The organism is Mycolicibacterium flavescens (assembly GCF_001722335.1).
GTDB classification, from domain to species: Bacteria; Actinomycetota; Actinomycetes; order Mycobacteriales; family Mycobacteriaceae; genus Mycobacterium; species Mycobacterium flavescens.
This window is the reverse complement of the sequence record NZ_MIHA01000007.1, coordinates 34,906-56,176: the sequence shown is the minus strand read 5'-3', so window position 1 is coordinate 56,176 and position 21,271 is coordinate 34,906. Positions and strand designations below refer to the sequence as shown.

The following is a 21,271-nucleotide window of genomic DNA, read 5'->3' as shown; positions in this document are numbered from 1 at the left end:
CCGCGATGACCGAACGCGCCGAATCATCCGGCATTTCCTACGCGTCGGCCGGGGTCGATATCGAAGCCGGTGACCGCGCCGTCGAACTTCTCAAACCGCTCGCCAAGAAGGCCACCCGGCCCGAGGTGCGCGGCGGCATCGGCGGCTTCGCCGGCATGTTCGCCCTGCGCGGCGGCTACCGCGAGCCGGTGCTCGCGTCGTCCACCGACGGGGTGGGCACCAAGCTCGCGGTGGCCCAGGCGATGGACAAGCACGACACGGTCGGCATCGACCTGGTCGCGATGGTCGTCGACGACCTGGTGGTGTGCGGCGCCGAGCCGCTGTTCCTGCAGGACTACATCGCGGTGGGGCGCACCGTGCCCGAGCGGATCAGCGAACTGGTCGCCGGTATCGCCAACGGGTGCGTGATGGCCGGCTGCGCGCTGCTCGGCGGCGAGACCGCCGAGCACCCGGGGCTGATGGCGCCCGACCACTACGACATCTCGGCCACCGGCGTGGGCGTGGTGGAGGCCGACGACGTGCTGGGTCCCGACCGCGTCAAACCTGGCGACGTGCTGATCGCGATGGCCTCGACGGGCCTGCACTCCAACGGCTACTCACTGGCCCGCAAGGTCCTGCTGGAGATCGACCGGATGAACCTGGCCGGACACGTCGAGGAGTTCGGCCGCACGCTCGGCGAGGAACTGCTCGAGCCCACCCGCATCTACGCCAAGGACTGCCTGGCACTGGCCGCCGAGACCCAGGTCCGCACCTTCTGCCACGTCACCGGCGGCGGGCTGGCCGGAAACCTCGAGCGTGTCGTCCCGCCCGGACTGGTCGCCGAGATCGACCGCGGGACATGGACGCCCGCGCCGGTGTTCACGATGATCGCGCAGCGCGGCAGGGTCGAACGCCTGGAGATGGAGCGAACCTTCAACATGGGTGTCGGCATGGTGGCGGTGGTCGCGCCCGAGGACACCGACCGCGCGCTGGCCATCCTGACCGCCCGCCATCTGAACTGCTGGACGGTGGGCACCGTCAAGAAGGGTGGCAAGGACACTCCCCGAGCCAAGCTCGTAGGGCAGCACCCGCGCTTCTAGGGGCCTTTTCCAGGATCTTTTCTGGGGCCTGATGAGGGCCTCAGCGCCGCCAGTCGTCCTCGTCGACCCACTCGTCGGCCACCGGATCGGTGCCGTTGAGGTGATCGGTCTCGGAAGCGCCCGACAGCTCTTGCTGAAGCCGCTTCAAGTCGGTCTGCGGTGAGCTGTACTTGAGCTCACGAGCAACCTTGGTCTGCTTTGCCTTTGCCCGGCCGCGGCCCATGGGGGGACCCCCTCGCGCAATAACGGAGCGGCCTGATTAGCAGGCGGCTCCGATCTGATCTGTTAGTTATCGTCCTGCCGACACTCTACCGTGCCTGGCCTCGCGGCGCTGGCAGGCCCTCGTCACGGGCGTGCGCCGCCGCGCAGCTGCTCGACCGCGCGACGTCCGGCGCCGGCGACGTCGGGCGGCGGAAGCGTGTCGGCGTCGATGACCGCGGGCGTCCCGTCCACCTCGAGCGCGGTGTCCGCGGGCAGACCCCGCTTGAGCAGCGCCAGCGCCACCGGACCCTCGTCGACGTGGTCGACGACCGTGCCCAGCCGGCCCACCACCCGGCCGCCGGCGAGCACCTGGGCGCCGGGCGCGGGCCGGTCGTCCGACCCGTCGAGGTGCAGCAGCACCAGCATCCGCGGCGGTTTGCCCAGGTTGTGCACCCGCGCGACGGTTTCCTGCCCGCGGTAGCAACCCTTGTCCAGATGCACGGCCGGCCCGATCCAGCCGACCTCGTGCGGGATGGTCCGCTCGTCGGTGTCCACGCCGAGCCGCGGCCGCAGCGCCGCCACCCGGTACGCCTCGTAGGTCCACATCCCGGCCTCCCGCACCCCGGCGTCGACCAACCGTTGCCGCAGGTCCGCCGCTTGCTCGCGGGGCACCAGCACGTCGACCTCAATCTCGCCGCGGCGGCGCAGGAATCCGCCGCCGCCCAGCGCGACCGCCGTGTCGACCGCCGGAAGCGCGTCGACACCGAGCGTGGCCAGCACAGGGGAGTCACCGACCAGGGGGCCGAGCAGCGTCAGCAGCGCCAGCTCGGCGGGTTCGACGACGACGTCGGACCAGAACACCATCTTGGTCAGGTACGCCAGCAGCGGCTCGCCGCGCCCCGGCTCGGTGTCCAGATAGGTGACGCCGTCGAGTTCGGTCTGCACCCAGTGATCTTCCACACGCCCCTGCCCGTCGAGGCTCAGGTTCTCGGTGACCGCGCCGTCGGGAAGGTCGGAAACGTGCTGGGTGGTCAGGCTGTGCAGCCAGGTCTTGCGGTCCGCGCCGCGCAGCGTCAGCACCGGCCGGTGTGAGCGGTCCACGACGACGACGGAGTCGGTGGCGGCGCGCTGTTCACCCAGCGGGTCGCCGTGGTGCCACACGGCGCCGGCGTCGGGTCCGGACTCGGGAGCGGGAACGGCTGCTGACATAGGTCAACTCTACGTTCGGCGCGGGTGACGTCGCGGCTACGCTGTGGCCCCATGGCCGGCGAACCCACCGTCGTGGTGACCCTCGACGGACAGTTGCACGACCCCGCGGTGCCGCTGCTGCACGCCGACGATCTGGCGGCGGTGCGCGGTGACGGGATCTTCGAGACGCTGCTGATCCGCGACGGTCGGCCCTGTCTGCTGGAGAGCCATCTGGCCCGGCTCACCCAGTCGGCGCGGATGGTCGATCTGCCGGCGCCGGACCTGCCGCGGTGGCGGGCGGCGGTGGCCGCCGCCGTCAACCACTGGACCGGTGGGGAGGGCGTGCTGCGGCTGGTCTACACCCGGGGCCGGGAAAGCGGTTCGCCGCCGACGGCGTACGCGACGGTCGCGCCGCTACCGGCCCGGGTGGCCGAGGTCCGCCGCAACGGCCTGGCCGCGCTCACGTTGGCCCGCGGGCTGCCCGCCAACGGCGCCGCGGAGATGCCGTGGCTGCTCGCCGGCGCCAAGACGCTGTCGTACGCGGTGAACATGGCCGCGCTGCGGCACGCCGAACGCCGCGGTGCCGGGGACGTGGTCTTCGTCGGCTCCGACGGCCTGATCCTCGAGGGGCCGCGCTCGACGGTGGTGATCGCCGCCGAAACCGAGCCCGGCAGTGGGCGACTCGGACTGTTCACCCCGCCGCCGTGGTTTCCGATCCTGCGCGGAACCACGCAGCAGGCGCTGTTCGACGTCGCGCGCAACAAGGGCTACGACTGCGACTACCGCGCGCTGCGGCCCGCGGATCTGCTTACCGCGCAGGGTGTTTGGTTGGTGTCGAGCATCACGTTGGCGGCGCGTGTGCACACCCTCGACGGTGAGCCGCTGCCTGCGAGTCCGTTGGCGGCCGAGCTCGCCGGACTCGTCGACGCCGCGATCGTCAGCGATCGCTGAGCGCTAAACTGGTTGTCGCCTCCTGCGGGCGCGGGTACCGTCGCTCGTACACAGGAGAGGAGGTGGTCCGAGATTTTGAGTGACTTATGGACTTGTGAGGTGGCTGCGAGCTAGCAGCGCCAGGGGAACGAGCCGCAGAGCTCTTCGCGCCTGTGCGCGCTGGCGAATTCCCCGCAGTCACCCGGCCCCCGAGCCCCCGGTTTTGTCCGCCAGGAACACACGGCTCGGGGGCCGTTCCATGTCTGCGTGCCGAATCGGTAGCAAACCGTTGCGTTGCAACTCTGGCGTCGACGTGCCGCGTGGGGCGATGATGCGGCCATGCGCACCGGGCGGATGGTCGGCACGCTGCTGGCCGCCCTGATGGCGGTGAACGCGTGCGCACCGGCCGCCGCGCCGTACACCGCGCCGCGACCGAAGGACTGTCATCGGGACAAGCTGGCCACCCTCTACGACGGCGTGTTCACGTTCGGCACCGACCAGCCCGTCTACCCGCCGTGGTTCATCGGGGACAACCCGGACAACGGTGAAGGGTTCGAAGCGGCGGTGGCGTATGCGGTCGCCGACCGGCTCGGCTACGCCGCCGAGGACGTCAGATGGGTCCGGCTGCCGTTCAGCGAGGCGATCGTGGCCGGCCCGAAGATGTTCGACGCCAGCCTGTCTCAGGTGTCGATCACCGATCAGCGCAAGGCCGCCGTGGATTTCTCGGCCCCCTACTTCGACGTCAACCAGGCCGTGGTGACCGTCCGGTCCTCACCGGCAGCGCAGGCGCGTAGCCTCGCCGACCTCAAGGGGCTGCGGCTGGGCGCGCAGGTCGGCACGACCAGCCACACCGCGGCCGTCGCGGTCGACGGTGACATTCCGGTCGCGAGCTACAACACCAACGGCGACGCGAAACTCGCGCTGGGCAGCGGCGAGATCGACGCGCTGGTGGCCGACCTGCCGACCGCGTTCTCGGTCGCCGGGGAACTGCGCGACGGGGTGATGGTGGGCCAACTGCCGGCGGCACCGGACACCGAAGAGCAGTTCGGGCTGGTGCTCGCCAAGGACAGTCCGTTGACGCCGTGCGTGTCGTCGATCGTCGAGGCGCTCAGGGCCGATGGCACGCTGGCGCGGCTGCAGACGACGTGGCTGGCCGATGCCGGCCGCGCGCCGGTGCTGGCTTAACCCGCGGGCCCGGGCGCGTACGAGGCGCAGGCCTGCATCGCGCTGTCCCACTTACCGGGGTCGACGCCCGGCGGAGGTCCGGCCGGCCCGGGCGCCGCGGGCACCCCGTGCTCGCTCAGACACTGTGCCAGCGAGCCGTGCCCGGCGGGCGCCTCAGTGGTGGTGGTGCTCTGCCGCTCGGACGGCGGATCCGAGGCCGGCGGCTCAGACGAGCAACCGGCGGTGATCGCGGCCGCGGCGAACCCCGCGGCGAGCCACAGCGCGCGCATCAGCCGACATACCTCGACAGCCGCGCGGACAGGTGCGGGACCAGCCCGCCGTCGGGGTCGACGCGCTCCTCGACGTAGGCCAAATCTCCACCCTCCACAATCCCGTAGAGCCGTTTGGCGCCGCCGACCAGCGTGCCGGACTTGCTGCGCGCCAGCGCATCGGTGACCAGTTCCCACGACGACTGGTTGAGGGGGCGGCCGTAGAACAACTCGATGTATCCGGCCGAGTGGGCCAGCAGCAGTTCGATGGCTTGGGATTCCGACGGGTCGGCCGGATCGCTGATGAACCGCCAGAAGCCGGATTCGCGCAGCGCGTGCTGGTCGTAGTCGCCCGATTCGGTGAGCCGCCACGAGCGGGCCTCCCAGATCAGGTAGTCGCCGCCGTCGTGGGACACCACGATCTGCTGGCCGAACCGGTAGTCGCCGTCGGCGCCGCGACCCTCACCTTCGCCGCGCCACACCCCGACCAGCGGCAGCAGCGCCAGCAGCGCGTCGTTGAGGTTCTCGCCCTCGCGCAGGTTCGCGGTGTCAGACGGTGCCGGCAGATCCCCGAGCACCGGAATGTTGCGCGCGGCGGTCGTTTTCGCGCGTTCGGCCGCGGCCGCGACGGCGTCGTCGCCCGAGGTCACGACTCGTCGGTGACGAGACGGTACAGCGTGTACAGGGCGAACCAGGTAATCACCACGACGGCCACCACCAGCAGGAGTTCGAAGAACAGCACCACGGGCACGAGTCTAGTCGGCCGTCGCGGGCCGGACGCGATCGCCCCGAACGTGAGCCTGTGCGCGAGATCTCGGCGGATCCTCGCTCACAAGCTCACGTTCGAACCGAACGGGTCTCAGGCGACCTTGACGTCGACCTCGTGGATGCCCGCACCGGACGGCGCGACGACGGCGTCGCCGTTGCCGTGCTTCGACAGCGCGCGCAGCGTCCAGGTGCCCGGGGCGGCGAAGAACCGGAAGTCGCCGGTGGCCGAGGCGACCACCTCGGCGGTGAACTCGTCAGAGCTGTCGAGCAGGCGCACGAACGCCCCGCCGACGGCCTGACCGGACCCGTCGACGACGCGGCCGGTGATCACCGTTTCCTTCTCCAGGTCGACGCCGGCGGGCAACGTCAGTCCTTGTTTCGGTGCAGAGCACATATCAACTTCCCAACTCGATCGGGGCCCCCACCAGGGAGCCGTATTCCGTCCAACTGCCGTCGTAGTTCTTGACGTTCTTGTGCCCGAGGAGTTCCTGCAGCACGAACCAGGTGTGCGACGAGCGCTCGCCGATGCGGCAGTAGGCGATCGTTTCCTTCTCGCCGTCCAGGCCGGCCTCGGCGTACAGCTTGGCCAGGTCCTCGTCGGACTTGAACGTGCCGTCGTCGTTGGCCGCCTTGCTCCACGGAACGTTGATGGCGCCGGGGATATGCCCGGGTCGCTGGCTCTGCTCCTGCGGCAGATGCGCGGGCGCCAGGATCTTGCCCGAGAACTCGTCGGGCGAGCGCACATCGACGAGGTTCTTGGTGTTGATGGCCTCGATCACCTCGTCGCGGAATGCGCGGATGCTGTTGTCGGGCGCCTTGGCGGTGTAGCTGGTCTCCGGGCGCTTGACCACCTCGGCCGACAGCGGGCGACCGTCGAGCTCCCACTTCTTGCGGCCGCCGTCGAGCAGCTTGACGTTCTCGTGGCCGTAGAGCTTGAAGTACCAGTACGCGTAGGCCGCGAACCAGTTGTTGTTGCCGCCGTAGAGGATCACGGTGTCGTCGTTGGCGATTCCGCGCTCGGACAGCAGCTTGGAGAACTGCTCCTGGTCGACGAAGTCGCGGCGGACCGGGTCCTGCAGGTCGGTCTTCCAGTCGATCTTCACGGCGCCCGGGATGTGGCCGCCGTCGTAGGCGCTGGTGTCCTCGTCGACCTCGACGAAAACGGTGTTCGGCGCGTCGAGATTGCTCTCGGCCCAGTCTGCTGTGACCAGGACATCGGCACGTGCCATTTAGGAAATCCTTTCGATTGCTTCGGGTTTCGAAGTTCTATACGGGTGAGGGGGTGCTGCTGATTCGTGCGACGAGCGGATAGATCTGACAGCCCAGGCAGATGCCGAAGGCCGCGTTGAGGAAGGCCGCCGCCAGGGCGAGCCCGGCGGCGATCAGGCCGAGCGTGGGGACGCCGAGCGCGAACCCGGCCACCCCGACCCCGGCGAAGACGAAGCCGACGAACTGTGCGAACCGCAGCGGCGGCGCGGGCTCTCTGTCGGTGACCGGGCCGAGCCGCGGTGCGATCAGCCGCGCGAACAGCAGACCGTACGGGTGCCGGCGCGGACCCAGCCACGCGCCGACGGCGAACACGACGGCCTGCGCGGCGAGCAGCACGGCCGACGCGACCGGGTGAAGCGGCCAGATCAGCAGCGTCGCGACGATCACCGCGGTGGTGACCCACGCGGCGAACCGCGGACCGCGGACGTCCACCTGATCAGGTGTTCGGGGCTTGGTCGGCATGGGCGTGCTCCTGTTGCGTCATGGTCGGGGCTGAATGAGAGCCGGACCTGATTCGATCCGATCTCCGAGCGCGGCGCGAGGAAGCGCGGCTACTCAGCGGCTACAACAACAACAGCAACAACCCGCAACGCGGCACAGATCGACTGCGCGGCGCTTGGTGAGCATCGGCTCGAGGCGGGCGGACACGCCGGACAGCCTACCAATCGACGGGGTGATCAAGCCAACAGCGCTTCCACCGCCGACCGCAGGTCAGCGGCCTTCGGCACGCCGTGGGTGCGGAACCGCGGCCGCCCGCCGCGGTCGAACACGATCGTGGTGGGCAGCGACAGCACCGAAAGCCGCCGGGCCGCCTCCGGATTGGCGTCGATGTCGATCTCGACATGCGCCACCTCGGGCAGTTCCCCGCACACCTGCTCGACCACCCGGCGGACTCCCGCGCACGGCCCGCACCACTGCGCGGTGAAGTGCAGGATCGTCGGCCCGGTCGTCGACAGCCCCAGATCGCTGGTGTCGACGTCGGCGGCGTCCTGGCTGGATTTGAGCAGCCCGGCCCGCAGCGTCAACAACCGTCCGACCACGAACGCGATCCCCAGCGCGGCGACGAGCACCGCGATGACCAGCACCCAGGACGAGCTCATGGCTGGTTGAACTCGCTGAGCGCCGCGGTTACTCCCTCGGCGATGCCTTCGATGATGATGTCCGAGCCGCGGGCGCCCTGGGCGGTCGGGCGCAGACCGAACGGCAGCTTCTGGCCGGGCATGGTGCCGGAGAACTCGGCCAGCACCGCGTCGAGCTTGTCGTCGGGTACCTCCTCGTCGGCGGTGCCGGGGCCGGTCAGCACCCCGGTGGCCGTCATCACCAGCGTCGTCTCCTCCGGGCCGGTGACCTCGAGGTCGACCGCGATGCTGACCCGCTCGTCGAAGTCCGCGGGGGTTCCGGTGAACACCACGCCCTCGTTACTCGAGATCCCGGACTCGGTGGTGCCGCCGGTGGCGTCGTTGCTCTCTCGTGTCGGGGCCTCCACCAGCAGGTCGGGGATGCCCATGAACCGGCCGACGTGCGTGGAGTCGATGATGATGCGGCTCTCGGCCTTGCCGACGGGCAACCGGGCATCCGGCCCGATCAGCCACGACGCGTCGTCGAGGCCGATGTCGTGCAGCGTCGCCTCCAACGAGACCTTGCCCACTACCGGGTGGTCGACGCCGTTGGCGCGGATCTCGATCTCGTCGTAGCGGCGGTCGGCGACCTGCGTGCTGAACGGGAACCCGAGGATCGCCACCGACGGGTCGTGGTGCAGGTCAGCGGCCGTGCGCACGCTTCTGGCCAGGCGGTACTCGGCGTAGATCGCCGCGCCGAAGTCGGTGCCGACCGCCCCGACGACGACGGTGACGACGACCGCCAAGGCACCGATCAGCAGCTTGCGCACCCGGCCATTCTGGCCCACCGACGTGTATTCGATCGGTTCGGCTCAGCTAATCAGCAGGTAGCGCGCTATCGTTATGGAACCATCGGCCGGGTAACGGCCGTATGTCGAGCAGGAATCTGGGAAGTCACCGACCGACACTGTTGTCCAGGCGAGGTCCCTATGGCTGTTGGAGGGCCAGTTGGATCTATTGCTACTGACCGTCGACCCCCAACCCGAGTCTGTGCTGCCGTCGCTGGCGCTGCTCGCCCACACCGTGCGCACGGCGCCGACCGAGGTGTCCTCGCTGCTGGAGGCCGGTAGCGCAGACGTCGCGATCGTCGACGCCCGTACCGATCTGGCCGCCGCCCGCGGGCTGTGCCGGCTGCTGGGCACCACGGGCACCTCCGTGCCGGTGGTGGCCGTCGTCAACGAGGGCGGCCTGGTCGCGGTGAATGTGGAGTGGGGCCTGGACGAGATCCTGCTGCCCAGCACCGGCCCGGCCGAGATCGACGCCCGGCTGCGGCTGCTCGTCGGGCGTCGCGGCGGGGCGGCCAACCAGGAGAACGTCGGCAAGATCAGTCTCGGTGAGCTGGTGATCGACGAGGGCACCTACACCGCGCGCCTGCGCGGACGTCCGCTCGACCTCACCTACAAGGAGTTCGAGCTTCTCAAGTACCTCGCGCAGCACGCGGGACGGGTGTTCACCCGCGCCCAGTTGCTGCAGGAGGTGTGGGGTTACGACTTCTTCGGCGGCACACGCACCGTGGACGTGCACGTGCGCCGGCTGCGCGCCAAGCTCGGCCCGGAGTACGAGTCGCTGATCGGCACGGTGCGCAACGTCGGGTACAAGGCGGTCCGTCCGGCGCGCGGCCGCACGCCGGTCGCCGACGTGCCCGATGACCTCGACGATGTGGGAGCCGAGTTCGACACCCCCGACGGTGTACCGGAAGGCCTCGGCGACCCCTTGCATAGTCCGTGACCGAAATCCTTTGGCGCACAAAGCTGTCCGCTGACGAACAGGCGCGCATCCGGGACATCGTCGATGCCGCGACGGCGGCCGACGGCGTCGCCCCGGTCGGCGAGCAGGTGCTGCGCGAGCTGCCGCACGACCGCACCCGCCACCTGCTGGCCACCGACACCGACACCGACACCGTCGTTGGCTATCTGAACCTGACTCCCGAACCGCCGATGGCCGAACTCGTCGTGCATCCGCAGGCCCGTCGCCGCGGGATCGGAGCCGCGCTGGCCCGCGCCGGGCTGACCGAGGGAGGTCCGGACACCCGGATCTGGGCGCACGGCAACCTCGAACCCGCCCGCGCGACCGCGGCGTCGCTCGGACTGACCGTCGCGCGGGAACTGCTGCAGATGCGGCGACCGCTGACCGGGCTGCCGCCGGTGCAGGTGCCCGACGGCGTCCGCATCCGCACCTACGCCGGCCCGTCCGACGACGCGGCCCTGCTGCGGGTGAACAACGCGGCGTTCGTCTGGCACCCCGAACAGGGTGGCTGGACCGACGCCGAACTCGCCGAACGCCGCGGCGAGCCCTGGTTCGACCCCGAAGGTCTGTTCCTGGCGGTCGACGACGCCAGCGACGAGGTGCTCGGCTTCCACTGGACCAAACAGCACGACGCCGATCTCGGCGAGGTGTACGTCGTCGGCGTCGACCCCGGCGCCCAGGGCCGCGGGCTCGGCGCGGTGCTGACCCTGACCGGGCTGCACCACCTCGCCGCGCGACTGTCGGCAAGCTCACAGCCGACCGTGCTGCTCTACGTCGAGGCAGATAACTCCGCGGCCGTGAAGACCTACCGGAACCTGGGCTTCGCGGTGTTCTCGGTCGACGCCGCCTACGCCGTCGCCTCGCCCCGCTAGCTGGGAAACCACGCCGAACCGGCCGTACGAGTTCACCGGCCGTTCATCTGACGTCCGGTATTCGTCCACCACGGCCGCATACGTTGCCGGAGAGTTCAAAGCCGTCAATGGAAAGTGGGATTCGTGAAGTTCAACTTCGGTAAGACGCTCGGCATCTCGGTGACCGCGGTCGCGGCGCTGGCCTTGTCCGCGTGCGGGAGCGACAACAACGCCGCCGGCACCGGAACGTCTGAGGCGTCCGGCACCGGTTCCGCGTCTGCCGAGTGCGCCGGCAAGGACACCCTCACGGCCGAGGGGTCGTCGGCGCAGCAGAACGCGGTGGCGGTTTTCAACCAGGTCTGGGGCCAGCAGTGCCAGGGCAAGAACCTGTCCTACAACCCGACCGGTTCGGGTGCGGGCCGTCAGCAGTTCATCGCGGGCCAGGTCGACTTCGCCGGCTCTGATTCCCCGCTGTCGGAGGAGCAGGTTCCGCAGGCGGCCGAGCGCTGCGGCGGCAACCCCGCCTGGCACCTGCCGCTGGTCTTCGGGCCCATCGCCATGGCCTACAACGTCGAGGGCGTCGACGCCCTGACGCTGAACGCCGACCTGCTGGCCAAGATTTTCCAGGGCCAGATCACCAAGTGGAACGACCCGGCGATCGCCGGCCTCAACAGCGGCGCCAACCTGCCCGACGCTGACATCACCCCGATCTACCGGTCGGACTCCTCGGGTACCACCGACAACTTCCAGAAGTATCTGGCCGCTGCCGCACCGCAGTCCTGGACCAAGGGTGACGGAAGCGAGTTCCAGGGCGGCGCCGGCGAGGGCGCGCAGAAGTCGGCGGGCGTCGTGCAGGCCGTGCAGGCCACCCCGGGCTCCATCGGCTACGTCGAGAAGGGCTTCGCCGAGCAGGCGGGCATCCCGTTCGCCCAGATCGACAGCGGCGCCGGCGCGGTGGAACTGAACGACGAGTCCGCCGGTAAGGCGATCGACGCGGCCACGTTCGCGGGCGACGGCGAGGACCTGGTGCTGGACCTCAACGCGCTCTACGCCACCAAGGAGGAAGGCGCGTACCCGCTGGTGCTGGCCACCTACGAGATCGTCTGCTCCAAGGGCTACGACGCCGAGACCGCCGAGGCGGTCAAGTCGTTCCTGACGGTGGCCGCCAACGACGGCCAGGGCGGACTGTCCACGGCCGGGTACGTCCCGCTGCCGGACCGCTTCAAGGAACGCCTCCTCGGTTCCATCGACGCGATCTCCGCAACTGCCTAGTCACTCGACACATCAGCGCGTCTGAGACGAGGATGAGGTGAAATTTCGATGACCCGGAGTGTTGATGTGTCGAACGCAAGTCCGCTGGGAGCCGGATCGGGTGAGGCGTTAGCCACACCCTTTCCGGAACCCTCCCCGATCTCCACCGACCCGGGTAAAGGTGGGAAGGTGCGGATCGGCGATCGTCTCTTCCGCTGGGCCTCGGAGGGCGCCGGGATTCTCGTCATCGCCCTGATCGGGGCGATCGGCTTCTTCCTGGTGTGGCGCGCGATACCCGCGCTGGCCCGCAACGAGGAGAACTTCTTCCTCTACGGCGGCAACTGGGTCACCACCGACACGTCGGCCATGCATTTCGGCATCCTGGACCTGCTCCAGGTGACGGTCTTCGTGTCGGTGTTCGCGCTGCTGCTCGCCATGCCGGTGGCGCTCGGGATCGCGATCTACCTGACCCAGTACGCCCACAAGCGGGTCTCGGGGCCGCTGGCCTACATGGTGGACCTGCTCGCCGCGGTGCCGTCGATCATCTACGGCGTGTGGGGCCTGTACGTGCTGGCCCCGGTGATCAAGCCATTCGCGGTGTGGCTCAACGAGAATCTGAGCTGGCTGTTCCTGTTCCAGACCGGTACCGCCTCGGTCGCCGGCGGCGGAACCATCTTCACCGCGGGCATCGTGCTGGCGGTGATGATCCTGCCGATCATCACCGCGGTCACCCGAGAGGTGTTCGTGCAGACGCCCCGCGGCCAGATCGAGGCGGCGCTGGCGCTGGGCGCGACGCGCTGGGAGGTGGTGCGTACCACCGTGCTGCCGTTCGGCATGTCGGGCTACATCAGCGGCGCCATGCTGGGTCTGGGCCGGGCGCTCGGTGAGACCATCGCGCTGCTGATCATCCTGCGCGGTACCCAGCAGGCGTTCGGCTGGTCGCTGTTCGACGGCGGCTACACGTTCGCGAGCCTGATCGCTTCGGCCGCTTCGGAATTCAACGACCAGTACAAGGCGGGCGCCTACATCGCCGCGGGCCTGGTGCTGTTCATCCTGACGTTCGTAGTGAACTCGCTCGCCCGCGCAGCGGTCGCCGGAAAGGGTAAGTCATGACGGCCTCGACGCTGGACACGCCGCTCAAGCAACCCGCCTTCACCGGGATCAGCAAGCGGCGCAAGCTGACCGACCGCGTGGCCACGGTGCTGGTCACCTCCTCGGTGCTCGTCGCGCTGGTGCCGCTGATCTGGGTGCTGGTGTCGGTGGTCGTCAAGGGCGGCAGCGTGGTGCTCGACAGCACCTGGTGGTGGAACTCGCAGGCCGGCATGACGGCCTTCATGCCCGGTGGCGGCGTCTACCACGCCATCGTCGGCACGCTGCTGCAGGGCCTGGTGTGCGCCGCGATATCGATTCCGATCGGTGTGTTCGTCGGCATCTTCCTGGTCGAGTACGGCGGCGGGACGCGCCTGGGCAAGATGACCACGTTCATGGTGGACATCCTGACCGGCGTGCCGTCGATCGTGGCTGCGCTGTTCATCTACGCACTCTGGGTGGCGACGCTGGGCTTCGACCGTTCCGGTTTCGCGGTGTCACTGTCGTTGGTGCTGTTGATGATTCCGGTCATCGTGCGCTCCACCGAAGAGATGCTGCGCGTGGTTCCGATGGATCTGCGCGAGGCCAGTTACGCACTCGGGGTGCCGAAGTGGAAGACCATCGCGGCCATCGTGATCCCGACCGCGTTGTCGGGCATCGTCACCGGGATCATGCTGGCTCTGGCCCGCGTGATGGGTGAGACTGCGCCGCTTCTGATCCTGGTGGGCTACGCGCAGGCGATCAACTTCGACATGTTCAGCGGTTTCCAGGGTTCGCTGCCCGGCATGATGTACGACCAGGTGTCCGCAGGCGCCGGCGCGAACCCGGTGCCCACCGATCGACTCTGGGGTGCGGCGGTCACGCTGATCCTGCTGATCGCGGTGCTCAACATCGGCGCGCGCTTCATCGCGAAGTTCTTTGCGCCCAAGAAGGTTTAGGAGCTCACATGGCAAAACGGTTGGACCTCAAAGACGTCAACATCTACTACGGTTCGTTCCACGCGGTCGCCGACGTGTCGGTGGCGGTGCCGCCGCGGATGGTGACGGCCTTCATCGGGCCGTCCGGCTGCGGCAAGTCGACGGTGCTGCGCACGCTCAACCGTATGCACGAGGTCATTCCCGGTGCCTACGTGAAGGGTTCGGTGCTGCTCGACGGTGAGGACGTCTACGCACCCGGGGTGGACCCGGTGGCGGTGCGCAAGACCATCGGCATGGTGTTCCAGCGTCCGAACCCGTTCCCGACGATGTCGATTCGCGACAACGTCGTCGCGGGGCTGAAGCTGCAGGGCGTGCGCAACAAGAAGACCCTCGACGAGGTGGCTGAGCGGTCGTTGCGCGGTGCGAACCTGTGGAACGAGGTCAAGGACCGGCTGGACAAGCCCGGCGGCGGGCTCTCCGGCGGTCAGCAGCAGCGGTTGTGCATCGCCCGCGCGATCGCCGTGCAACCCGACGTGCTGCTGATGGACGAGCCGTGTTCGGCGCTCGACCCGATCTCGACGCTGGCGATCGAGGACCTGATCTCCGACCTCAAGCAGGAGTTCACGATCGTCATCGTCACCCACAACATGCAGCAAGCCGCGCGGGTGAGCGATCAGACCGCGTTCTTCAACCTCGAGGCCACCGGCAAACCGGGCCGGCTCATCGAGATCGACGACACCGAGAAGATCTTCTCCAACCCCACGCAGAAGGCGACCGAGGACTACATCTCCGGCCGTTTCGGCTGACCGTTCTTCTGCCCAACAGACGCAAAGTGCCCCATTTCCTGCGAAAATGGGGCACTTTGCGTCTGCTCGCGGGCCTCAGCGGGCCTCAGCGGGCCGCGGGGACGTCCTCCGCGTCGGGGTGCTTGCCGGTGACCTGGAAGATCACCCGCCGGGCGACCTCGACCGCGTGGTCGGCGAACCGCTCGTAGAAGCGGCCCAGCAGGGTCACGTCGACCGCGGCGGCCACACCGTGCTTCCACTCCCGGTCCATCAGCACGGTGAACAGGTGGCGGTGCAGGTCGTCCATCGCGTCGTCCTCTTCGCGGATGCGCGCGGCCTTCTCCGGGTCGCGGGTGACCAGCACCTCCTGGGCGCTGTTACCGAGTTCGACTGCGAGACGGCCCATTTCGGCGAAGTATCCGTTCACCTCTTCGGGCAGGGCATGCTGCGGATGGCGGCGGCGGGCGATCTTGGCGACGTGCAGGGCCAAGGCGCCCATCCGGTCGACGTCGGCGACGATCTGGATCGAGCTGACGATCGCGCGCAGATCTCCGGCGACCGGCGCCTGCAGTGCCAGCAGCACGAACGCGGCCTCCTCGGCGCGCCCGCTCATCGCGGCGATCTGCTCGTGGTCGGTGATGACCTGCTCGGCCAGGACAAGGTCGGCCTGCAGCAGCGCCTGGGTCGCGCGTTCCATCGCGCCGCCGGCCAGGCCACACATCTCGCCGAGCTGGTTACTCAGGTCTTCCAACTGCTCGTGGTACGCGGTACGCATGCCGCAAGCCTACGGACTTTCGAGTTGAAATGGCATGATCGCGCCGGTGAACGAACGGTGAATGCCACCTGCCCAAACGCCGGTCGACGGTCCGGTTCACTCGCAGGTGGCGTCGGCGGCGTTGGTGACGCTGAGATCCTCCGGCAGCGCCGTGGGGGTGCTGCGGGTGCCACGCACCACGTGCACCTGCACCGGTGAACCGCTCGGCGACGGCGGGTTCACCGAGTAGAAGTCGCTGCCCAGCACCACCTGCACGACGTCGCCCTTACCGGACACCCGCTCGATGGTGGGGTTGGGGAACGCCGATGCGACGGTCGCGGCGGCCTCCTCGTTGCCGGGGGAGAAGAACACCGTCGTCGAGTCCAGCGCATCCGGGTAGTCGTCCGGCGTGGTGACGTTGAAGCCGTGGGTCTCCAGCGCGGTCGCCGCGGTCGCGGCAAGGCCGTTCTGACCGGTGGAGTTCGACACCTGCACGGTGATGTCACGCGGGTTGGTGGTGACGGCGTCGACCAGTTCGCTCGACGGTGCGGAGTCGTGGGCCGGGGCTTGCGAGGTCGGTACCTGTTCGGACTCCGGGGTGCCGGGCACCGGGGTGTTGTCGGCGTTCTTCTCCTCGGGCAGCGGATCGTCGTTGATGATCGCGTCGAAGATCGCGCGGGTGTCCTCCTCGCGCAGTTGCTCGTTACCCCACTCGTCCATGTAACCCGTTGTGGGGACGGTCAAGAACGTGATCCGGCCGGCCGCGATGCCTTGGATCGACTGGCCGAGCGTGACCAGGTCCTTGGTGTCCATGTTGTCGACGTAGCTGTCGTTGATGAACATGTTGACCACGTTGTTGAGCTTGGACAGCGAGAAGAACACTTCCTTGGAGATCAGCGACCGCATCAGCGACGACAGGAACAACTGCTGGCGTTTGATGCGGCCGTAGTCGCCGTTGCTCTCGGTGGTGACCTGCCGCGCGCGCACGTACTGCAGCGCGGTGTGACCGTCGATCACCTGGCGGCCCGCGGTCGGCAGCACGGTGCCCAGTTCGTAGTCCTCGAGCGGGGTGGTGGTGCACACCTCGACGCCGCCGAGCGCGTCGACCATCTTCGAGAAGCCCGCGAAATCGACTGCCATGAATCGGTTTACCGATAGGCCCGACAGCTTCTGGACGACCTTCACCAGGCACTTCGGCCCGCCGACGGCGTACGCGGAATTGAGCTTGTACTCGGTGTAAACCTCCTCGGCGCCGTACATCGGCGACTCCGGGTCGGTGATCGGTCCGTATTCGCCGGTCCGCGGGTCCCACGGCTCACACTTCATCGGCTCGATCTCGAGGTCGCGCGGGAACGACACCGCCACCACCCGTTCCCGGTTCGCCGGGATGTTCACCAGCATCACGGTGTCCGAGCGGGCACCGGCGGCGTCCTCGGTGGTGCCCGCACCCAGTTCGCTGTTCTCGCCGATGCGGCTGTCGACCCCGACGATCAGGAAGTTCTCGTCACCGAACTGGGCGTTGGGGTCGAGGATGTCGCGCGAGTCGGGGTCGAGCGCGGAGACCCGGTTGAGCATGTTGTTCTTCGCCGACTGCCACTGCCACGCGCCGCCGGTCAGCGTCAGCGCCAGCACGGCGATCATCGCGGCGGCCGCCCGCCCGGCGACCATCGTGCGGCGCCTGCCGCGGCGCGATCTGGCCGGCGCGGCGGTGCGGCCCGTCGCGGCGTGCGCCGCGGGGATCCGGGCCGGCCTGCGGACCAGCGCGAGGTCGGGCAGCTCGGAGCCGGCACGCACCACCGGGATGATCTCGGTGTCGGGGGCGTCCTCGTCGGGGGCTTCGTAGTCGAGCGCGGGTTCGGGCTCGTCGGGCACCACCGGCGCGATGATCTCGGTCGGCGGAGCCGACGATTTGGCCGGGGTCGGCGGAGCCGACGATTTGGCCGGGGTCGGCGGGTTGGCGGGTGCGGGCTCGGGTTCGGGGTCTCGCGCGCGACGTCGGCGCAGCGGCGGGACCGGGGTGTCGCCGTGGAGCTTGGCGATCAGGTCGGCGACAGTGACACCGGCGGAATGGTTGCCGCTGGGGGCGTCGTCGTCTGCCTGGTCGCCGCCCTGCGGGTCACGGTTCGGTGTGGTGCTGCGCTCCCACGGCGCGGCGCCTGGTGACGGCCGCGGACTTCGGGTAAGCCATTGGTTGTCGCCGTCTGAAGCGTCGGCAGGGCCAGGAGTGGCGCGATCGCCGTCACTCATGTTCCTACCGGCCTCCATGTCGTACTGCGTGCAGCACACAGGTGTACGCAGTGCTCCGCGTCTTTGCGAACGCACGGGATGGTTCCGCTGAGGGAACCGCATTACGAACGAGACTCATATCGTACTGAGACATTCTGAGAGATGTGATGTCAGAGTCGTCTCAAGACGGAGACGAACCAGCGACGGCCGTCTCCGGCTAGCCCCCGGAGTGCATGACCTCCGCATCCGCGGGGACCGTGCAGTCGTCGGGGTCGGCCAGCCAGTTCTCGGGTAGCGAAACCGCCGCCGGGGAGCCCTGGCGGCCCCGCGGGCCGGTGGCCGCGTCCGGGAACGGCACCTCGGGGTCGAGTTGGCCGACCAGCGTCTCGAGTTCATCGAGCGTCTTGACCAGCGCCAACGCCCGGCGCAGCTCGGCACCGGCCGGGAAACCGTGCAGGTACCAGGCGACGTGCTTGCGGATGTCGCGCATGCCCTTGTCCTCGCCGAAATGGTCGGACAGCAACCGGCCGTGCCGCACGATGATCGACGCCACCTCACCCAGCGTCGGCGGTGTCGGCGCGGGCGCGCCGGTGAACGCCGCCGACAGTTCAGCGAACAACCACGGACGGCCCAGACAGCCGCGGCCGATCACCACACCGTCGCACCCGGTCGCCGACATCATCGCCAGTGCGTCGGCGGCCTCGAAGATGTCGCCGTTGCCCAGCACCGGAATTCCGGTGACGTGCGCTTTGAGCGCCGCGATCTGCTCCCAGTCGGCCTTGCCGGAGTAGCGCTGGCTGGCGGTGCGGGCATGCAGCGCGACCGCGGCCGCGCCTTCCTCGGCGGCGATGCGTCCGGCGTCCAGATGCGTGCGGTGGTCGTCGTCGATCCCGATGCGGAACTTCACGGTCACCGGGATGTCGGTGCCCTCGGTGGCGCGTACCGCGGCCGCGACGATCTGACCGAACAGCCGACGCTTGTAGGGCAGCGCCGCGCCCCCGCCGCGGCGGGTGACCTTGGGTACGGGGCAACCGAAGTTCATGTCGATGTGGTCGGCCAGGTCCTCGTCGACGATCATCTTGGCCGCCGCGTAGGTGTTCTGCGGGTCCACCGAGTACAGCTGCAGCGAGCGCGGGCTCTCGTCGGGCGAGAACGTGACCATGTGCATCGTTCCCGGATGCCGCTCGACCAGCGCCCGCGCCGTCACCATCTCGCAGACGTACAGTCCGCTGACCGTGCCGGCGCGCGCGAGTTCGAGTTCGCGGCACAGGGTCCGGAACGCGACGTTGGTCACGCCGGCCATCGGCGCCAGCACCACCGGGCTGCGCAGCCGGATCGGACCTATCGCCAGTTCCTGCCTGTCGGCAACAACCGTCATGGGGTGGAGGCCAAAACCTTCTTCGCAGAGAGCTTTTCGGCCTTACGTGCCTCGCGCTCGAGCCTGCGCTGCTTGGACTCCTCGAACTTCTGCGAGGCCTCCTCGAGCTCTTCGACGAGCTTGCCGAGGTCGTCGCGCATCCGCGCGGCCTCCCCGGTGAAGTCCTCACGTTCGAAGATGCGCCACTTCTTGAGCACCGGCATCACCACGTCGTCGAGGTGGATCCGCGGGTCGTAGACACCGCCGACGGCGATGATCACGGCCTTGCGGCGGAACTCCGGCACCGTGTACCCGGGCATCTTGAAGTTGCGCAGCACGCGGTGCAGCGAGTGCATCGCCTGGTCCGGCGCGATCTCGAAGCCGGCCTCGGAGACGTCGCGGTAGAAGATCATGTGCAGGTTCTCGTCGGCCGAGACACGGGCCAGCAGCTGATCGGCGATGGTCTCGTTGCAGGCCTTACCGGTGTTGCGGTGCGACACCCTGGTGGCGAGCTCCTGGAACGTCACGTAGATCACCGAGTCGAACAGGCTCTCGGCGAAGAGGTCGCCCTGCTGGTTCTGACCGGGGGAGAAACCGCGGGTGACCTGCTCGACGCGCAGCTGCTCGAGCTGCACGGGATCCACGGCGCGGGTGACGACGAGGTAGTCGCGCAGCGCGATGCCGTGGCGGTTCTCCTCGGCCGTCCAGCGGTTGACCCACTGGCCCCAGGCGCCGTCCATGCCGAAGTTCATCGCGATCTCGCGGTGGTAGGACGGCAGGTTGTCCTCGGTCAGCAGGTTCTGGATCATCGCCACCTGGGCGACCTCCGAGAGCTGGGCCTGCTCGGGATCCCAGTCCTGGCCGCCGAGGGCGTAGTAGTTCTTGCCGTCCGACCACGGGATGTAGTCGTGCGGGTTCCAGTCCTTGCGCATCGACAGGTGCCGGTTGAGGTTCTTCTCAACGACGGGCTCCAGCTCGCGCAGCAGGTGCAGGTCAGTCAAATTCTCGTGCATAAGTCCTTAGTCCTCCTCGACGTGCGGGAGCCCTTCAGTTATCTGTACCTATTGGTTGCACTCAGAGTATCTGTGTACTTCGGTGACATCAAGTTCTGTGAGCGTGTGTCACATCCGCCCCACAGGCCGCAGGCCAACCTGTAGAGTTCCCGTCGGGCAAAGCGTTCACGCCCGGACCAGGCACCGAATTGCCGGTTTCACAACACTCGGAGGGCAAGCGTTGAAGCAGACGCGCAAACTACTGACCGGTCTGATCGTCGCGGTCGCGACGGCAAGTGGTGCACTCATGGGAGCCGGAACAGCGGCGGCGGTCCCGGACGTGGTGGACCGTCCGTACAAGGACGCCAAGCGGATGATCGAGCGCTCGGGCGGCAGGGCCGTGGTGGCCACGCGGGTCGGCACCGGCGCGGAAGAAGCCGCCTGCCTGGTGACCAACGCCTGGGATGCGGCGGTCCGCCGACCGAACTCCCGCAGCCGGTTGGTGGTCAACCGCGAGGTGATGGTGGCCCTGAACTGCAACGGAGTGCTGGCCGCACCGGGAGCGCCCGGTAACTCGGCGGCGAGCGAGATCGGCAGGCAGGCCAAGGCCGAAGCCGCGGAGAAGGCCCGCAAGGCCGAGCTCCGGCGCCAAGCCGCGGCTGCCGCGGCCGCTGCGCCGAGCAGCTGACGACTTCACGCTGACCAACTGCCACCTTGCGGTGGCGGCCGACTCGTCGACGCCATAAACTTTCGCCAGGGTTTACTCGGCGGTCATCGCCCTGACATGGAGGTCGGCGTCATCGTGAAAAAGGTCATGTTCGTCGGGCTCGCCACCGCTGCGGCGGCGTCGGCCGCCCTGTTCGGTGCCGGCACGGCCACCGCCGCCCCCGACGTCGTCGGGATGAAGTACTCCGACGCCCTGCAGGAGATCAAGGACAGCGGCGGGCGCGCCGTCGTCGCCTCCCGCGTCGGCGACAAACTCGACCAGGGCGACTGCATCGTCACCAACGTCTGGAATTCGTCGTTCCTGCGGATCGACGAGCAGGACAACAACGAGATGTCGGTGGCGCTCAACTGCGCGGGCGAGTACGCGACCGCCACCAGTCCGGGTGCCTCGGTCGCCAATCCGCTGGGCCGGGCGGCCAAGGCCGAGGACGAAGAAGCCGCCGCGCGCAAGCGCGCGCAGCAGCAGGCCGCGCAGGCCGAGTTGCAGGCGCTCGAAGAGGTCTCCACACCCGACCAGTAGCGGGTGGGCCGGTAACGCAGCCTTCACATAGCTGCAACGGTTTTCACGCCCAGTCAATCTGGGCGCTTCTT

The 21,271-nt window shown here is 68.7% G+C and carries 25 protein-coding genes; 11 read left to right on the top strand and 14 right to left on the bottom strand.

Annotated elements, in window-relative coordinates; all coding sequences use genetic code 11:
- Nucleotides 1–5: 5 nt before the first annotated feature.
- A complete protein-coding gene (gene purM, locus BHQ18_RS11325; protein WP_069413708.1) occupies nucleotides 6–1,079 on the top strand; it encodes a phosphoribosylformylglycinamidine cyclo-ligase in 1,074 nt (357 codons plus the stop codon).
- A gap of 40 nt (nucleotides 1,080–1,119) precedes the next feature.
- Here the strand turns inward: purM and BHQ18_RS11320 are convergent, their stop codons facing one another.
- Both BHQ18_RS11320 and ygfZ read right to left on the bottom strand, forming a co-directional pair.
- Nucleotides 1,120–1,302, bottom strand: a complete 183-nt coding sequence (locus BHQ18_RS11320) for a DUF3073 domain-containing protein (protein ID WP_069413707.1) — start codon at nucleotides 1,300–1,302, stop codon at nucleotides 1,120–1,122.
- 122 nt (nucleotides 1,303–1,424) lie between these two features.
- Nucleotides 1,425–2,489 carry a CAF17-like 4Fe-4S cluster assembly/insertion protein YgfZ gene (gene ygfZ / locus BHQ18_RS11315; RefSeq protein ID WP_069413706.1) on the bottom strand — a complete coding sequence of 355 codons (1,065 nt, stop codon included), beginning with the start codon at nucleotides 2,487–2,489 and terminating at the stop codon, nucleotides 1,425–1,427.
- Nucleotides 2,490–2,540: 51 nt separating this feature from the next.
- On the opposite strand from ygfZ, the gene BHQ18_RS11310 reads away from it, so the two are divergent.
- Both BHQ18_RS11310 and BHQ18_RS11305 read left to right on the top strand, forming a co-directional pair.
- Nucleotides 2,541–3,419 carry an aminodeoxychorismate lyase gene (locus BHQ18_RS11310; RefSeq protein WP_069413705.1) on the top strand — a complete coding sequence of 293 codons (879 nt, stop codon included), beginning with the start codon at nucleotides 2,541–2,543 and terminating at the stop codon, nucleotides 3,417–3,419.
- Between the two features lie 318 nt (nucleotides 3,420–3,737).
- Nucleotides 3,738–4,583, top strand: coding sequence for an ABC transporter substrate-binding protein (locus BHQ18_RS11305; protein ID WP_069413704.1), 846 nt, complete (start codon nucleotides 3,738–3,740; stop codon nucleotides 4,581–4,583).
- Here BHQ18_RS11305 and BHQ18_RS11300 read toward each other — a convergent pair.
- From BHQ18_RS11300 to lmeA, 8 genes are all read right to left on the bottom strand, one after another.
- Nucleotides 4,580–4,852 carry a hypothetical protein gene (locus BHQ18_RS11300; RefSeq protein ID WP_069413703.1) on the bottom strand — a complete coding sequence of 91 codons (273 nt, stop codon included), beginning with the start codon at nucleotides 4,850–4,852 and terminating at the stop codon, nucleotides 4,580–4,582. The genes BHQ18_RS11305 and BHQ18_RS11300 overlap by 4 nt on opposite strands.
- Entirely contained in the window at nucleotides 4,852–5,481 is a 630-nt protein-coding gene (locus tag BHQ18_RS11295) for a heme-binding beta-barrel domain-containing protein (RefSeq protein WP_069413702.1), read from the bottom strand. The genes BHQ18_RS11300 and BHQ18_RS11295 overlap by 1 nt, the downstream gene beginning before the upstream one ends.
- 209 nt (nucleotides 5,482–5,690) lie before the next feature.
- Nucleotides 5,691–5,993: a DUF1416 domain-containing protein gene (locus tag BHQ18_RS11290; RefSeq protein ID WP_069413701.1), complete on the bottom strand. Its 303-nt coding sequence runs from the start codon at nucleotides 5,991–5,993 to the stop codon at nucleotides 5,691–5,693.
- Between the two features lies 1 nt (nucleotide 5,994).
- The gene (locus BHQ18_RS11285; RefSeq protein WP_069413700.1) at nucleotides 5,995–6,828 is read right to left on the bottom strand and encodes a sulfurtransferase; all 834 of its coding nucleotides are present in this window, start codon (nucleotides 6,826–6,828) and stop codon (nucleotides 5,995–5,997) included.
- A 37-nt stretch (nucleotides 6,829–6,865) separates the two neighbouring features.
- On the bottom strand, nucleotides 6,866–7,330 hold the full coding sequence (locus tag BHQ18_RS11280; RefSeq protein WP_069413699.1) for a DUF4395 domain-containing protein: 465 nt from the start codon (nucleotides 7,328–7,330) through the stop codon (nucleotides 6,866–6,868).
- A 93-nt stretch (nucleotides 7,331–7,423) separates the two neighbouring features.
- Nucleotides 7,424–7,516, bottom strand: a complete 93-nt coding sequence (locus BHQ18_RS30925) for an Ms5788A family Cys-rich leader peptide (protein ID WP_372516628.1) — start codon at nucleotides 7,514–7,516, stop codon at nucleotides 7,424–7,426.
- 29 nt (nucleotides 7,517–7,545) lie between these two features.
- Nucleotides 7,546–7,968 (bottom strand): thioredoxin family protein, encoded by a 423-nt coding sequence (locus BHQ18_RS11275; protein WP_069413698.1) that lies wholly within the window; start codon nucleotides 7,966–7,968, stop codon nucleotides 7,546–7,548.
- Nucleotides 7,965–8,756 carry a mannan chain length control protein LmeA gene (lmeA, locus tag BHQ18_RS11270; RefSeq protein ID WP_084294020.1) on the bottom strand — a complete coding sequence of 264 codons (792 nt, stop codon included), beginning with the start codon at nucleotides 8,754–8,756 and terminating at the stop codon, nucleotides 7,965–7,967. Before lmeA ends, BHQ18_RS11275 begins: the two co-directional genes overlap by 4 nt.
- Before the next feature lie 178 nt (nucleotides 8,757–8,934).
- Here lmeA and BHQ18_RS11265 point away from each other — a divergent pair, with 178 nt between their 5' ends.
- From BHQ18_RS11265 to pstB, 6 genes are all read left to right on the top strand, one after another.
- Nucleotides 8,935–9,714, top strand: a complete 780-nt coding sequence (locus tag BHQ18_RS11265; protein WP_069413892.1) for a winged helix-turn-helix transcriptional regulator — start codon at nucleotides 8,935–8,937, stop codon at nucleotides 9,712–9,714.
- Nucleotides 9,711–10,604, top strand: coding sequence for a mycothiol synthase (gene mshD, locus BHQ18_RS11260; RefSeq protein WP_069413696.1), 894 nt, complete (start codon nucleotides 9,711–9,713; stop codon nucleotides 10,602–10,604). The genes BHQ18_RS11265 and mshD overlap by 4 nt, the downstream gene beginning before the upstream one ends.
- A 123-nt stretch (nucleotides 10,605–10,727) precedes the next feature.
- Nucleotides 10,728–11,855, top strand: a complete 1,128-nt coding sequence (pstS, locus tag BHQ18_RS11255; protein WP_069413891.1) for a phosphate ABC transporter substrate-binding protein PstS — start codon at nucleotides 10,728–10,730, stop codon at nucleotides 11,853–11,855.
- Between the two features lie 48 nt (nucleotides 11,856–11,903).
- Nucleotides 11,904–12,947, top strand: a complete 1,044-nt coding sequence (pstC, locus tag BHQ18_RS11250; RefSeq protein WP_069413695.1) for a phosphate ABC transporter permease subunit PstC — start codon at nucleotides 11,904–11,906, stop codon at nucleotides 12,945–12,947.
- Complete coding sequence (gene pstA / locus BHQ18_RS11245; RefSeq protein ID WP_069413694.1) at nucleotides 12,944–13,861, top strand: phosphate ABC transporter permease PstA; 918 nt, start codon at nucleotides 12,944–12,946, stop codon at nucleotides 13,859–13,861. The genes pstC and pstA overlap by 4 nt, the downstream gene beginning before the upstream one ends.
- Before the next feature lie 8 nt (nucleotides 13,862–13,869).
- A complete protein-coding gene (gene pstB, locus BHQ18_RS11240; protein ID WP_069413693.1) occupies nucleotides 13,870–14,646 on the top strand; it encodes a phosphate ABC transporter ATP-binding protein PstB in 777 nt (258 codons plus the stop codon).
- Nucleotides 14,647–14,731: 85 nt separating this feature from the next.
- Here pstB and phoU read toward each other — a convergent pair whose 3' ends face one another.
- The 4 genes from phoU to BHQ18_RS11220 form a co-directional block, all read right to left on the bottom strand.
- Entirely contained in the window at nucleotides 14,732–15,400 is a 669-nt protein-coding gene (gene phoU, locus BHQ18_RS11235) for a phosphate signaling complex protein PhoU (protein WP_069413692.1), read from the bottom strand.
- A 96-nt stretch (nucleotides 15,401–15,496) separates the two neighbouring features.
- A complete protein-coding gene (locus tag BHQ18_RS11230) occupies nucleotides 15,497–17,626 on the bottom strand; it encodes an LCP family protein (protein WP_069413691.1) in 2,130 nt (709 codons plus the stop codon).
- Between the two features lie 196 nt (nucleotides 17,627–17,822).
- Nucleotides 17,823–18,956, bottom strand: coding sequence for a tRNA dihydrouridine synthase DusB (gene dusB, locus BHQ18_RS11225; RefSeq protein ID WP_205866087.1), 1,134 nt, complete (start codon nucleotides 18,954–18,956; stop codon nucleotides 17,823–17,825).
- Between the two features lie 23 nt (nucleotides 18,957–18,979).
- Nucleotides 18,980–19,975, bottom strand: coding sequence for an acyl-ACP desaturase (locus BHQ18_RS11220; protein ID WP_069413690.1), 996 nt, complete (start codon nucleotides 19,973–19,975; stop codon nucleotides 18,980–18,982).
- 286 nt (nucleotides 19,976–20,261) lie between these two features.
- Here BHQ18_RS11220 and BHQ18_RS11215 point away from each other — a divergent pair, with 286 nt between their 5' ends.
- Together BHQ18_RS11215 and BHQ18_RS11210 are read left to right on the top strand one after the other, a co-directional pair.
- Nucleotides 20,262–20,642 carry a hypothetical protein gene (locus tag BHQ18_RS11215; RefSeq protein WP_084294032.1) on the top strand — a complete coding sequence of 127 codons (381 nt, stop codon included), beginning with the start codon at nucleotides 20,262–20,264 and terminating at the stop codon, nucleotides 20,640–20,642.
- Between the two features lie 96 nt (nucleotides 20,643–20,738).
- Nucleotides 20,739–21,200, top strand: a complete 462-nt coding sequence (locus BHQ18_RS11210; protein ID WP_069413688.1) for a PASTA domain-containing protein — start codon at nucleotides 20,739–20,741, stop codon at nucleotides 21,198–21,200.
- Nucleotides 21,201–21,271: the final 71 nt, after the last annotated feature.